General features: G+C 44.7%; 14 protein-coding genes. 4 read left to right on the top strand and 10 right to left on the bottom strand.

Annotated elements, in window-relative coordinates:
• The 7 genes from HW45_RS05080 to HW45_RS05110 all read right to left on the bottom strand — a co-directional run.
• On the bottom strand, positions 1 to 563 hold a 563-nt coding region (locus tag HW45_RS05080), incomplete at its 3' end, for an AMP-binding protein (RefSeq protein WP_038225371.1).
• Between the two features lie 168 nt (positions 564 to 731).
• Positions 732 to 1,598, bottom strand: a complete 867-nt coding sequence (locus HW45_RS05085) for an alpha/beta fold hydrolase (protein WP_051867810.1) — start codon at positions 1,596 to 1,598, stop codon at positions 732 to 734.
• Positions 1,599 to 1,600: 2 nt separating this feature from the next.
• Positions 1,601 to 2,149, bottom strand: coding sequence for a Slp family lipoprotein (locus HW45_RS05090; RefSeq protein WP_006074290.1), 549 nt, complete (start codon positions 2,147 to 2,149; stop codon positions 1,601 to 1,603).
• Between the two features lie 34 nt (positions 2,150 to 2,183).
• Complete coding sequence (locus HW45_RS05095; protein WP_038225372.1) at positions 2,184 to 2,501, bottom strand: hypothetical protein; 318 nt, start codon at positions 2,499 to 2,501, stop codon at positions 2,184 to 2,186.
• A 45-nt stretch (positions 2,502 to 2,546) separates the two neighbouring features.
• Entirely contained in the window at positions 2,547 to 3,248 is a 702-nt protein-coding gene (tsaB, locus tag HW45_RS05100; protein ID WP_006074288.1) for a tRNA (adenosine(37)-N6)-threonylcarbamoyltransferase complex dimerization subunit type 1 TsaB, read from the bottom strand.
• Entirely contained in the window at positions 3,249 to 5,207 is a 1,959-nt protein-coding gene (locus HW45_RS05105) for an ATP-dependent DNA helicase (RefSeq protein WP_038225373.1), read from the bottom strand.
• Between the two features lie 146 nt (positions 5,208 to 5,353).
• Positions 5,354 to 5,551, bottom strand: coding sequence for a hypothetical protein (locus HW45_RS05110; RefSeq protein ID WP_038225374.1), 198 nt, complete (start codon positions 5,549 to 5,551; stop codon positions 5,354 to 5,356).
• Positions 5,552 to 5,821: 270 nt separating this feature from the next.
• Here HW45_RS05110 and purU point away from each other — a divergent pair, with 270 nt between their 5' ends.
• The gene (purU, locus tag HW45_RS05115) at positions 5,822 to 6,655 is read left to right on the top strand and encodes a formyltetrahydrofolate deformylase (protein WP_038225375.1); all 834 of its coding nucleotides are present in this window, start codon (positions 5,822 to 5,824) and stop codon (positions 6,653 to 6,655) included.
• A 108-nt stretch (positions 6,656 to 6,763) separates the two neighbouring features.
• On the opposite strand, the gene HW45_RS05120 is transcribed toward purU, so the two are convergent.
• The 3 genes from HW45_RS05120 to HW45_RS30170 all read right to left on the bottom strand — a co-directional run bounded on the left by HW45_RS05120 (position 6,764) and on the right by HW45_RS30170 (position 8,474).
• Positions 6,764 to 7,573: a hypothetical protein gene (locus HW45_RS05120; RefSeq protein WP_051867812.1), complete on the bottom strand. Its 810-nt coding sequence runs from the start codon at positions 7,571 to 7,573 to the stop codon at positions 6,764 to 6,766.
• A 163-nt stretch (positions 7,574 to 7,736) separates the two neighbouring features.
• Positions 7,737 to 8,339, bottom strand: coding sequence for a VOC family protein (locus HW45_RS05125; protein ID WP_038225376.1), 603 nt, complete (start codon positions 8,337 to 8,339; stop codon positions 7,737 to 7,739).
• Positions 8,340 to 8,342: 3 nt separating this feature from the next.
• The gene (locus tag HW45_RS30170; RefSeq protein ID WP_256200724.1) at positions 8,343 to 8,474 is read right to left on the bottom strand and encodes a hypothetical protein; all 132 of its coding nucleotides are present in this window, start codon (positions 8,472 to 8,474) and stop codon (positions 8,343 to 8,345) included.
• A 42-nt stretch (positions 8,475 to 8,516) separates the two neighbouring features.
• On the opposite strand from HW45_RS30170, the gene argS reads away from it, so the two are divergent.
• The 3 genes from argS to HW45_RS05140 all read left to right on the top strand — a co-directional run bounded on the left by argS (position 8,517) and on the right by HW45_RS05140 (position 11,462).
• On the top strand, positions 8,517 to 10,250 hold the full coding sequence (argS, locus tag HW45_RS05130; RefSeq protein WP_006074282.1) for an arginine--tRNA ligase: 1,734 nt from the start codon (positions 8,517 to 8,519) through the stop codon (positions 10,248 to 10,250).
• Between the two features lie 110 nt (positions 10,251 to 10,360).
• Positions 10,361 to 10,789, top strand: a complete 429-nt coding sequence (locus tag HW45_RS05135; RefSeq protein WP_038225377.1) for an HIT family protein — start codon at positions 10,361 to 10,363, stop codon at positions 10,787 to 10,789.
• A 169-nt stretch (positions 10,790 to 10,958) separates the two neighbouring features.
• The gene (locus HW45_RS05140; protein WP_038225378.1) at positions 10,959 to 11,462 is read left to right on the top strand and encodes a YqhA family protein; all 504 of its coding nucleotides are present in this window, start codon (positions 10,959 to 10,961) and stop codon (positions 11,460 to 11,462) included.
• Positions 11,463 to 11,483: the final 21 nt, after the last annotated feature.

Raw genomic sequence — 11,483 nt, forward strand, 5'->3', positions numbered from 1 at the left:
GATTTCGGCAACAAAGCCCCTGGCAAATCATACTTAGGCACCATACCTTTGACGTATTTCACGACAAAGTCGACCACCGTCCCTTTTGCTCTTGGCAACATTTGACCAAGACTGGTTAGTACCACGTGTTTGATTGGCGTGTTCTCGACCACTTGCTCAAGCGTGCTAGCAAAGTTGGAGACGATAATTATAGCTTTAGCATCAGCGTCGTTTAACTGGTGCTCTAGCTCACGCGGTGTATACAGTGGGTTAACGTTGACGGCTATTAAGCCAGCACGTAAGACACCAAACAAGGCAACCGGATATTGCAGCAAGTTAGGCATCATGATCGCGACACGATCACCCTTTTTCAGCTTTAACTCATTTTGTAAGTAAGCTGCAAAAGCGCGGCTGCGCTCTTCCAACTTACGAAATGTCATCACCGACCCCATATTAACGAAGGCTGGTTGGTCAGCGAATTTGTGTACTGACTGTTCAAACATTTCTACTAAAGAAGGATACTGGTCCGGATTAATCTGTTCCGGCACATCACTTGGGTATCGCGAAAGCCAAGGTTTATCCACAATTATACTCCTTGCGTGTAAGGTCACTCTTTCGTATTCATAGACTGGCAGTTAAATCAATGTAGAGTTTAAAAACTTGTTAACACTTAGAATCTCTATGAATGTTTTATTATTCCTGCTATTACAACACAGCAGACCAGTTTGCGCACGAAAGACTCAAACACTTGTTTAATTTTTGTTAACTAGTCCAAGTATTAGCTCAAATACCTTTTTTGGCGACTCTAAATGGCAATGGTGATCGCCTTCGACCTTTTCTATCTGTGCATCGACAAGAAGAGATAAGATTTGAGGGTTCTGTAAATAGTGATAACCACGCTGCCCCAAAATCACCAAATGAGGAACAGTAATCGCAGACATAATGGCCTCAGCGTGCTCTTGCGTCATACGATAGACCGACTCACATTTAAGCTTACTGTCATGACGCCAAAACCACTGACCATCGATCAATTGCAGGTCACGTTCAACAATCGGGAGGACTGTTTCTTCCCGCAACTTTGTTGCTCGCATCCTCATTTTGATTGCATCTTGTTTGGATGGAATGGCACGTGGTGATTTTTCTCGCCAATGCTCACGACTTTCAATACCGTTTCTTAGTCGCTCTGCGCTCTGCTCTGGGGATTCAGAAAGAGGGACATGCGCTTCGATTTGAACTAATCCTGCGACTTTTTCAGGAAAGGCCGCACTATAGCAACTCGCGATTAATGCACCAAGTGAATGTCCCACTAGATATACATCAACTGCTTCAAGTTTGAGCAAAATGCGGTGAAGATCATCGACGTAGTCGTGAAAGTTGTAAAAATGGTGCGCAGACTTATGTGTTGAATGACCATGCCCTGGCAAATCAATCGCAATAACTCGCCAAGGTACCTGATGTGCAGCAGCCTGCTCGATTAAAGATTGGAAACTGGCGGCATTATCCATCCAACCATGAATAAAAACGACCGTCTTAGCGGCCGTTAGTTTGGGGTTCAATTCAAGATAGGTCACGTACCTGTCATCTATCTTGACTGATTTTTCTTCTATTTTTGCAAGCAATGCTACTTCACCTCTTTGATAACTCTTCCCTGTGTTGGTCCGTAGTAGAAGTCGTCACAGTAATAACCCCAGCAGGAATGAAAAGAACTTGGGTTACGATTTATGATCAAGCGCTCTTCTACTCGCCAAAGATACTGCCCATATACTTTGATAACAGGAAAGTCCGCTTCGAACTCACCTACTTTACCACGCTCCACACCACCTTTATGACCACCAACGGTAATTAAGCGACCACGTGAGTACGTTACAGGATCGACAAATCCATCAACATAAGCAATAAAACGGCCATTGGGTTCTTGGTCTAAGTCAGGCTTACCATACTTATCGATCGGAAGATTGACGATCTCAATGCGAGTTTGGCTTGGCAAGTTTTTAACCGTATCAATCACACCACCAAGGCGAACTTCAGTTCCATCCTTAGCATCAACCACCTGTTGATATTGGGAAACAACGTTTTCATTCGTTGTGGCAAGTTGCTCCGGCAAACTACCACACGCCGACAACATTATACTCAAACCAATCAGGCTAACGATTTTCGTCACCAAATTCATACTTCTTATCCTTAAATGAAAAATACTCTTATTATCATATAAAAATATCGACACCAAGTAACTGTTCAAGTTCCTCTCGTTTGGCTCGATTCATCACATCCATATAGGCTTCTAATGCCTTTTTGGAGCGTCCTTCAGGTAAATCATATTGGACTTGAGCACGCGCCACGTCAGCGTCTGATAAATGTTTTACCGAATGAGCAACAGCTTGAGCCACTTTAGTGACTTGTGTGGTTTGATTAGTTGCGTTAGTACTTGAAGGCGTCGACGCTTTCGACACAGCCTTATTCGTTTTGGCTTTCTGTGTCTTGCGTTGGCTGGGGATAGAAGGAAGGCCGTTAATCGAGACCATGAGTTAATTAAGCTAGCGCGTTATTCGCGCGCTAGCTTTCTCCCGTTATTCGCGGCCTGGTAGCTTTTTCCAAGCTACCGTATCGCGAAGATAAACTGGACTTGCCTCTTCCGCTGGCACAGTATTACCGCGCTCTAGTTCGAATTTAGCAAGAAATGCGATATCTTGCGCCTGCGGATATTTGACTTCAGAAGCGATGGTATCGATAGCCAATGTGTTCATTGTATCCACGTAAGCTTCCCAACCCGTTCCAGCTTGCGTCCACTGCATGCCATCAGCAGACAGATTCTCCGCTAAGATGCTCGGTGGGATCACTTGTTCTTGGTCAACGTCTTGCCAATCGCCATTGTCTTGCTGTTCGAAACGCCCCCAATACACTTCGTTCATGCGTGCATCGATAGCACTAGCCACACGAGTGGCACCATTCATACGATATGAGCCTTGCGCCATTGCTTTGAGTGTTGAAATTCCAATCATTGGTAAGTCGGCACCAAACCCTAGCCCTTGAGCAATCCCGATACAAATACGTACACCCGTAAAACTGCCCGGACCACGTGCAAACGCTAAGGCATCCAGTTCTGCAAGTGTCAATCCTGCCTCTTTTAACAGCTCATCGACCATAGGAAGTACTTTCTTCGTATGATCGCGAGGAGCAAGTTCACTGCGAGTATGAATCGTATCACCAACCAACAGAGCCACTGAGCAGTTCTCTGTTGCAGTATCGATAGCTAGAATTTTATAAGTCATTTATTTCTCAATTTTTTCTTCTTTAGCATTCGACTCTGTGTCGAGTGCTAGAAACTGTCTTATCGTTCCAAGGTCGCGCGTTCGAGGAATAGGCGGCAAGCTGGCTAAGAACGTCGCTCCATACTCTCTGGTCACCAATCGATTGTCGCAAATAATCAGTGCGCCACGATCTTTCTGATCTCGAATCAATCGGCCCACACCTTGTTTTAACGTAATTACGGCATCAGGCAGTTGTACCTGTTGGAACGGGTCACCACCTTGTAATTTACAATCTTCGATCCGTGCTTTAAGCAGTGGATCATCGGGGGCTGTAAACGGTAATTTGTCGATGATAACACAGCTCAGCGTATCACCTCTAACATCTATTCCTTCCCAAAATGCCCCTGTCGCCACCAGCAAAGCGTTACCAAGTTCCATAAACTCTGCGAGCGTTTTTTGTTTGCTGGTTTCACCTTGAAGTAATACGGGCAGTGACAAGCTTCCACGAAACTTTTCACCCAGCTCGCGCATCATGCTGTGTGAGGTGCATAGGAAAAAGCAGCGCCCTTGGTTTTCTTCAATGACCGGAGACAACATGTTCACTAGCTTTTGAGCTAATCCTTGGCTATTTGGTTCAGGCAAATAACGTGGTACACACAATCTAGCCTGAGTGGGATAGTCAAACGGACTTGGTAGAGAAAACTGCTGCTTCGGAATCAGACCTAATCGAGAGGTAAAGTGACCAAAGTCATCGGAAACCGCTAAAGTTGCAGAGGTAAAGATCCATGCACCGCCCTTCATCTCCACTTGCTCATGGAACTTATCGGCAACGGTTAACGGGGTGATATGCAGACTAAAATGACGAGGCGACGTATCGTACCAATAGGAGTAACCGGTAATAGTGACATCGCACACTCGTTCAATACGACCTTTAATAAGATTAGCCCGCTCAAATGCGGTATCTAATAGCTGACTTCGACCTAAAGCGAGTTTAAGTACATCAATCACCAAGTTGATGGCATCCAGCAGTCGGTCTAATTCACGTTTGATACTTGGTGAGGCAACGGCATCGCGCCAGTTTCCCCTAAAACCTGTATCGCCTAGCACAATACGCATATCCATCGCTGATTGGGAGAGTCTATCACCTGCTTTTTGCAATTGACGCATGTCTCTGGCTTCAGTGCGATAACCAATCTCAATATCTTTCGCGAGATCTTGGATCTGACGGCTTGAAATAGATTGCCCGAAATACTGACTGGCAATATCTGGTATTTGGTGTGCTTCATCAAAGATAAACACTTCCGCTTCTGGAATCAGCTCCCCAAAGCCAGTCTCCTTAATAGCAAGATCCGCCATAAATAAGTGGTGGTTTACCACCACGACATCAGAGTCCAACGCTCGCTTACGAGCCTTCAATACAAAGCAATCTTGGTAGCTTGGACACTCTTTTCCTAAGCAGTTGTCATTAGTGGACGTAATGGTGGGTATAATTGGGCTATCTTCAGCAATCGCATCACATTCACCCAAGTCTCCAGACTTAGTTTCCGAGGACCAAGATCGCACTTTGACCAACTGTGACAACAAATCCGTTTGCGTTTCTGTGGTATGACTTTCCACCATTTGTCGACTCAGTCTATCTAGACACAAATAGTTGGAACGCCCTTTTAACAACGAAACTTGCCCATGAAAACCTAACGCTTCAACCATCAAAGGTAAATCACGATGGAAGAGCTGTTCTTGTAAGTTTTTCGATCCGGTACTGATAATGGTTTTCTTACCGCTTAACAGCGCAGGGACTAAATAAGCAAAGGTTTTGCCAGTACCCGTACCCGCTTCCACCACAAGCTGGTCTTCATTATGAATAGCTTGTTCAACGGCATCAGCCATATCAAGTTGTGGTTGTCTGGGCTGAAAACCGGGGATAACCCTTCCCAATGCGCCATCAGAGGCGAACGCCTTTTTAATTGTTCGTGAAACCATTTATTGTTGAAACCACTGATTGCCGCTACCTAATATTAATCGGCCTAGTGTATACCTAATCGCTTAGCAGTTGAAAATTGAATTGAGCGCTCTTGCTCGTAGAACAGAGAATAAGAGCGCTTAAACCAGGGAAGAATTTAAAGTGGCTAGTGCTTATTCAGGTAACGTGTAAGCCATCCTGGGGCGATGACATTGTCCGATTGCTTTAATTGTTCAGCTGCTTGTGAAGGCGAGACTTTACTGTACCAAAGCTCATCAAGCTCATGCTGGTCAAAGGCCGAATCTCCAACCAATTCTGAGACTCTTTGGTCGTAGAGTTTGCGCGCGAGTAGTTCTTTATCCATAACACTCTCCTAAAGCCAAATTGAGGATGCTCCAACAAATCGAGACAAGCCGGAATGCCGTCGTGGCGGACTTCTTTTGTTGAAACCTTGCCCAGAATAGATTAATAATGTTGATTAGATTGCGTACTACCTCAACAAACGCACCATTTTAAATCCTCAAATTCGTAAATTTAGATTCACATCAATATGTTGTGCTCCTTCCGGACCATGAATATCGAGTTTCAGAATAACGAAGAGGTCAAAGTTTAAATTTCACGGAAGCAGTAAATCATGGAAAAGAAAACGTTATTGACGCATTGCAACGATGCGCCTGGTCTCATTTCAAAAATCACCAACATTTGTTACAAGCACCAGCTGAACATTATTCACAACAATGAATTTGTAGATAACACCAGTGGTCACTTCTTTATGCGCACTGAGTTGGAAGGTTACTTCAACGATGAAACCTTTTTAGCGGATTTAGACCAAGCACTCCCACAAGGCACAAAACGTAAGTTAGTCGATTCATCACGTAAGCGCATCGTTATTCTGGTCACCAAAGAAGCGCACTGCCTAGGTGATATCCTGATGAAGAACTTTGATGGTAGTCTAGATGTAGAGATCGCCGCAGTCATCGGTAATTACGATATGCTTCAAGGACTAACCGAGAAGTTTGATATCCCATACCACTGCGTTTCTCATGACGGACTAAGCCGAGAGGAGCATGAAACGAAAATGTTGGAAGTGATCGACCAATATGAGGCCGATTATTTGGTGCTGGCAAAATATATGCGCGTTCTAACGCCAACGTTCGTGGAACAATATCATCATAAAATCATCAACATTCACCACAGTTTCTTGCCTGCATTTATCGGCGCTAAACCATACCAGCAAGCGTATGATCGCGGCGTGAAGATTATCGGCGCGACAGCCCATTTCGTCACCAATGATCTGGATGAAGGCCCAATCATCAAACAAGACGTTATCCCAGTGGATCACAACTTTAGTGCCGCAGACATGGCTCAAGCTGGACGAGATGTTGAGAAAAACGTACTTTCCAAAGCGTTAAACAAGGTCATTAATGACCATGTGTTTGTTTACGGCAATAAGACCGTCATTCTGTAGCCTTTATAACTCGCTACCATGGTTGAATCATCATTGAGCAATGGTAGCGAGTGACTTTCGCTAACTCTAATCAGATAGACGCAGACTCGGTTTATTCAGGAACTAGCGTTAATTTGAGTAACGATCCCCTTTCGAATAGTCCACCTGATAGCCCAAGTCATCTAATAGACCTAATGTCACTGGTCCAATCAAAGTACCATTTGCCATCAACTCTTGACTCATGTCTGGTACTGGAACGCCGTTTTTATCGTAGCGCTTTTTGTCTTCACTCCACTTTGAGTCATATAAATGGCCACCATCGTCACTTATTGGCAGTTCGCGATAGTTTACCTGATATTGTCGATTAAACCGTTTCACCGCTTGGCTATCTTTGACTAAAAACACTTTACCCAGTTGTCCATCATGACGCGTATAGTCGGTAGAATACGCCCCCACCCCGAACACATGACCCATTTCGTGCAGAATATTGGCGTTGAATTCAACTTGATCAAATCCAGGCTCATAGGTATGGCTGCCGATAAAGACCGACCCTTTTGTGGGAATCAAACGCCAACTGATATCAATTTCATCTTCAGGCCCCGCCATGCCATTGGCATCTTCGAGCGGTACCACATAGAAGTTAATGTCTAGTGTATGTTTGTCAGCGCCATCGACGGCGGTAAGCACTTCAAGCCATCGCTTAGCCGCACGCTCATAAGGAGCTATGTAAGATTTGCTCCATGGTGCTTTTTTACCATCATCAAGAACTAATTGATTGCAAAAATGTAGATTGAGATCGAGGCGACCGTTAGAGACTTGTCGACTCGTGCTGGTTTCACAGGTGGGATTATCAATATCAAAATCAGCGGCGGAGGTTAGAAAGGAGGTGCTTGATAGGAGCAGCACTACTCCCCATTTATTTATCGTAGCTGTTATCACTTGCCGTTTCCTTACAGACTAGGTTTACAGCTACAAGTTTAGTCGTTGACGATAAATTGATCGGTAAGAGCCTGTCGAGGCTTTGTGAAGTTAGCCCTTATTCAGGTAATGATCTTTCACTTAATGTCATTACCCGAATAACTAACACTCACACCATTTTGCTCTAGATATCGGCTTGCTCAGAAGCAACAATGTTTTTTAGGCTATGCGGATGAAGTTTGACGCAGATGTTATCGTGCTTAAATGCCACCGTCGGGTTAGCTAAGCGCTCTCCTTCGCCTTTCGGACTGGATAGCTTCATTTTAATGTTAAGAGCATCCAACTGCTCCAAACGATGAGCCAACGCTGGAAAAATGATACATAAATCAGCTAAATATTCGTCCGCTGTTGTTGCCTTTGAAGGCACAACGAACTCAACGTGCTCCCAGTGTTCAATAGGGTGTGTCTTCCCTATTGCTGGATAAGGCAGTTCCAGACATTCAATCGACCAACCACGACTTGTTATTGCTTGGTCAAATTGCAAAACGATAATTGGACGACCGTTTATGTGCGCCTCAGAAATGACCTTGCCATATTCTAGCCACGCGGTATGAGCCGCTTTCGCCACGTCCGAATCATTGATTCGCAAAGCAATATGGTCGGCTTGGTAATCTGCTAAATCTATAGATAACTTGCTGCATAATGCCTGAACTTTATCGAGAAAGGCATCAGTTTCACTCAACATTTGAGAAGGTACTAGACCTTTTTGTAGCAGGGTTTGTTCCATTTTTTAGCGCTCATTTTGTACTTCAAACGCCAGATAGTAGCAGGATTCGGCCAGAATCAGAAAAAATACAAACTTCCCCTCTAGGTCACTGGCGTTAAAGTTGCTATTATGTGCGCCAAATTGCCACAGTTTCATGAACAACATGAAATCCAATTCCAAGAATTGAAGGAAACGCGTGTGAATATCCAAGCACTGATCAACGACAAAGTATCTCAGGCTCTAGAAGCCGCTGGCGCACCTGCAGGCAGTCCTGCTGCTGTTCGCCAATCTGCGAAACCACAGTTTGGTGACTACCAAGCAAATGGCGTAATGGGCGTTGCTAAGAAATTGGGTACAAATCCACGAGAATTCGCACAGAAAGTTCTGGACGTTTTGGACCTAGATGGAATTGCAAGCAAAACTGAAATTGCTGGTCCTGGCTTTATTAACATCTTCCTAAGCGAAGAATTTCTTGCAAAGCAAGCTGACGAAGCACTGACGGATGCACGCCTAGGTGTGGCTTCTCAAGAGCAACAAACCATCGTTGCTGACTACTCTGCACCAAACGTAGCAAAAGAAATGCACGTTGGTCATCTTCGTTCAACCATCATCGGTGATGCGGTTGTTCGTACTCTAGAGTTTTTGGGTCATAACGTTATCCGTGCTAACCACATCGGTGACTGGGGTACTCAGTTCGGTATGCTTATCGCTAATCTAGAGCGCGTTCAACAAGAGTCTGGTGAAGTTTCAATGGAACTCTCTGACCTTGAAGCTTTCTACCGCGAATCTAAAAAGCTGTATGACGAAGATGCTGAATTTGCAGAGCGCGCACGTGGCTACGTAGTGAAACTGCAAGGTGGCGATGAGTTCTGCGCTGAAATGTGGAAGAAGCTTGTTGACGTTACTATGATCCAGAACCAACGCAACTACGATCGCCTAAATGTATCGTTAACGCGTGACGATGTGATGGGTGAAAGTATGTATAACGACATGCTACCTGGCATTGTGCAAGACCTGAAAGAAAAAGGTCTAGCAGTTGAAGATGACGGCGCACAAGTGGTATTCCTTGACGAATATAAGAATAAAGATGGCGAGCCAATGGGTGTTATCATCCAAAAACGTGATGGCGGCTTCCTATACACCACGACTGACATCGCTTGTGCAAAATATCGCTACGAGAAGCTTGGTGCAGACCGCGTTCTTTACTTCATCGATTCACGTCAGCACCAACACCTACAGCAAGCTTGGACTATCGTCCGCAAGGCAGGTTATGTACCAGAATCAACCAGCCTTGAGCACCACGCATTTGGTATGATGCTAGGTAAAGATGGTCGTCCGTTCAAGACTCGCGCAGGCGGTACGGTTCGCCTTGCTGATCTTCTAGACGAAGCAGTAGAGCGCGCTACAGCGTTAATCGAGTCGAAAAACCCAGAGCTAGATGCTGAAGAGAAAGCAAATATCGCTAACACGGTAGCAATGGCAGCGGTTAAGTATGCAGACCTTTCTAAGCACCGTACTACAGACTACGTGTTCGATTGGGACAACATGCTAGCGTTTGAAGGTAACACTGCTCCTTACATGCAGTACGCTTACACTCGTGTAGCGTCTATCTTTGCAAAAGCTGGCGTATCAATGGACGAGCTTTCAGGTGACATCAAGATCACTGATGAGAAAGAGAAAGCGTTAGTTGCTAAACTACTGCAATTCGAGGAAGCCGTACAATCTGTCGCTCGTGAAGGTCAGCCTCACATTATGTGTAGCTATTTATTTGAGCTTGCAGGTCAATTCTCTAGCTTCTACGAAGCATGTCCAATTCTTATTGCTGAAGATGAAAGCGTTAAGCAAAGCCGACTAAAACTCGCGGCATTAACAGCTAAGACTATCCAGCAAGGTCTAGAACTGCTTGGTATCGAAACGCTAGAACGCATGTAATTACCACTACGTAAATGGTAATGAATACACAAAGGTTGACGTGAAAGCGTCAACCTTTTGTTTTATCTGACGTATACTGAGTCCCTCATTATGACAACGGAATTAACACCATGAGCTTTGAACTGCACCCTCAACTCGCCAAAGACACTACTGTCATCGGTCACTTTCCACTTTGCGTTGCCCTCCTTAGCAAGGACAGTGCGGTTCCTTGGGTAATCTTGGTTCCGAAGCGTGAAAACTTAAAAGAACTTCATCACTTACCAATGAAGGAACAGCAGCAATTTTTGCTAGAGTCTCAAGCCGTCGCTCAAGCACTCGAAGCGACTTTTCGACCTGACAAGCTCAACCTTGGCGCATTGGGAAACATGGTGCCGCAACTGCATATCCATCATATTGCTCGATTCAAAGACGACATCGCTTGGCCAGGTCCTGTATGGGGCAATACCAAAGGCGAGCAACGCAGCGATGAAGAACAAGCGGACATCATGACACGCATCGGTAATGTCCTTTCCTTAAGCAGCTTGTTTACACGCGGTTAATGTCACCCTTTTAACAGCGACTGACCATTGGCCTACCTACCCAAGATCTCCGCTCGAATAAAGATCTTGGGTACTATTACGTATTCGTAATAATCTTTAAAAAAATCCTATTATTATCACGAATCCAATTTCTCTATAAACTTGCCCCGTTAAAATATAGGAGCAAGTCATGACCAAAAGATTATTAGTTCAATTCCGTTATGTCAGCTGGATTGCCATCATTGGCTCTATGGCTGGCTCTGTCTTATTGTTCCTAATTGGTGCCGCAAAGACTTACAATGCGTTTGGCGTGTTCTTGTTGAACGCCGAGCCACCTTCCGAGTTACTGCACCTAGACCGCGCAGATATAGCCATCAGCTATCTTATTAAATCTTTAGATACCTTCTTAGTCGCTTTAGTGCTATTTATTTTTTCACATGGGGTGTACACCTTATTTATCAAGAATAAAACCGCCGAAGAGACAGACTCAACTTTGAGCTGGATTAAAACGCCAAACATCGGTCACTTAAAAAACAAACTGGCCGAGGTCATTATCATCATCCTCTTCGTCAAGTTTCTTGAACTGGTGTTGATCAACTTTAACCAACTTAAGTGGGAAATGCTGGTCTTGCCAGGTGCGATTGTTTTGCTAAGCGGTGGCCTCAAGTTATTAGGTCTCAATCAGCATAAATAAAAAAGCCGCCCTAATTGGGCG

The sequence above is a fragment of the Vibrio sp. ER1A genome (assembly GCF_000733315.1).
In the GTDB taxonomy this organism is placed as follows: Bacteria; Pseudomonadota; Gammaproteobacteria; order Enterobacterales; family Vibrionaceae; genus Vibrio; species Vibrio mediterranei.

Excerpts from the sequence above, each read along its gene's own strand:
- HW45_RS05090 (WP_006074290.1), bottom strand. The coding sequence starts at position 2,149 with ATGAATTTGGTGACGAAAATCGTTAGCCTGATTGGTTTGAGTATAATG.
- HW45_RS05095 (WP_038225372.1), bottom strand. The coding sequence starts at position 2,501 with ATGGTCTCGATTAACGGCCTTCCTTCTATCCCCAGCCAACGCAAGACA.
- tsaB (WP_006074288.1), bottom strand. The coding sequence starts at position 3,248 with ATGACTTATAAAATTCTAGCTATCGATACTGCAACAGAGAACTGCTCA.
- HW45_RS05105 (WP_038225373.1), bottom strand. The coding sequence starts at position 5,207 with ATGGTTTCACGAACAATTAAAAAGGCGTTCGCCTCTGATGGCGCATTG.
- HW45_RS05110 (WP_038225374.1), bottom strand. The coding sequence starts at position 5,551 with ATGGATAAAGAACTACTCGCGCGCAAACTCTACGACCAAAGAGTCTCA.
- purU (WP_038225375.1), top strand. The coding sequence starts at position 5,822 with ATGGAAAAGAAAACGTTATTGACGCATTGCAACGATGCGCCTGGTCTC.
- HW45_RS05125 (WP_038225376.1), bottom strand. The coding sequence starts at position 8,339 with ATGGAACAAACCCTGCTACAAAAAGGTCTAGTACCTTCTCAAATGTTG.
- HW45_RS30170 (WP_256200724.1), bottom strand. The coding sequence starts at position 8,474 with ATGAAACTGTGGCAATTTGGCGCACATAATAGCAACTTTAACGCCAGT.
- HW45_RS05135 (WP_038225377.1), top strand. The coding sequence starts at position 10,361 with ATGAGCTTTGAACTGCACCCTCAACTCGCCAAAGACACTACTGTCATC.
- HW45_RS05140 (WP_038225378.1), top strand. The coding sequence starts at position 10,959 with ATGACCAAAAGATTATTAGTTCAATTCCGTTATGTCAGCTGGATTGCC.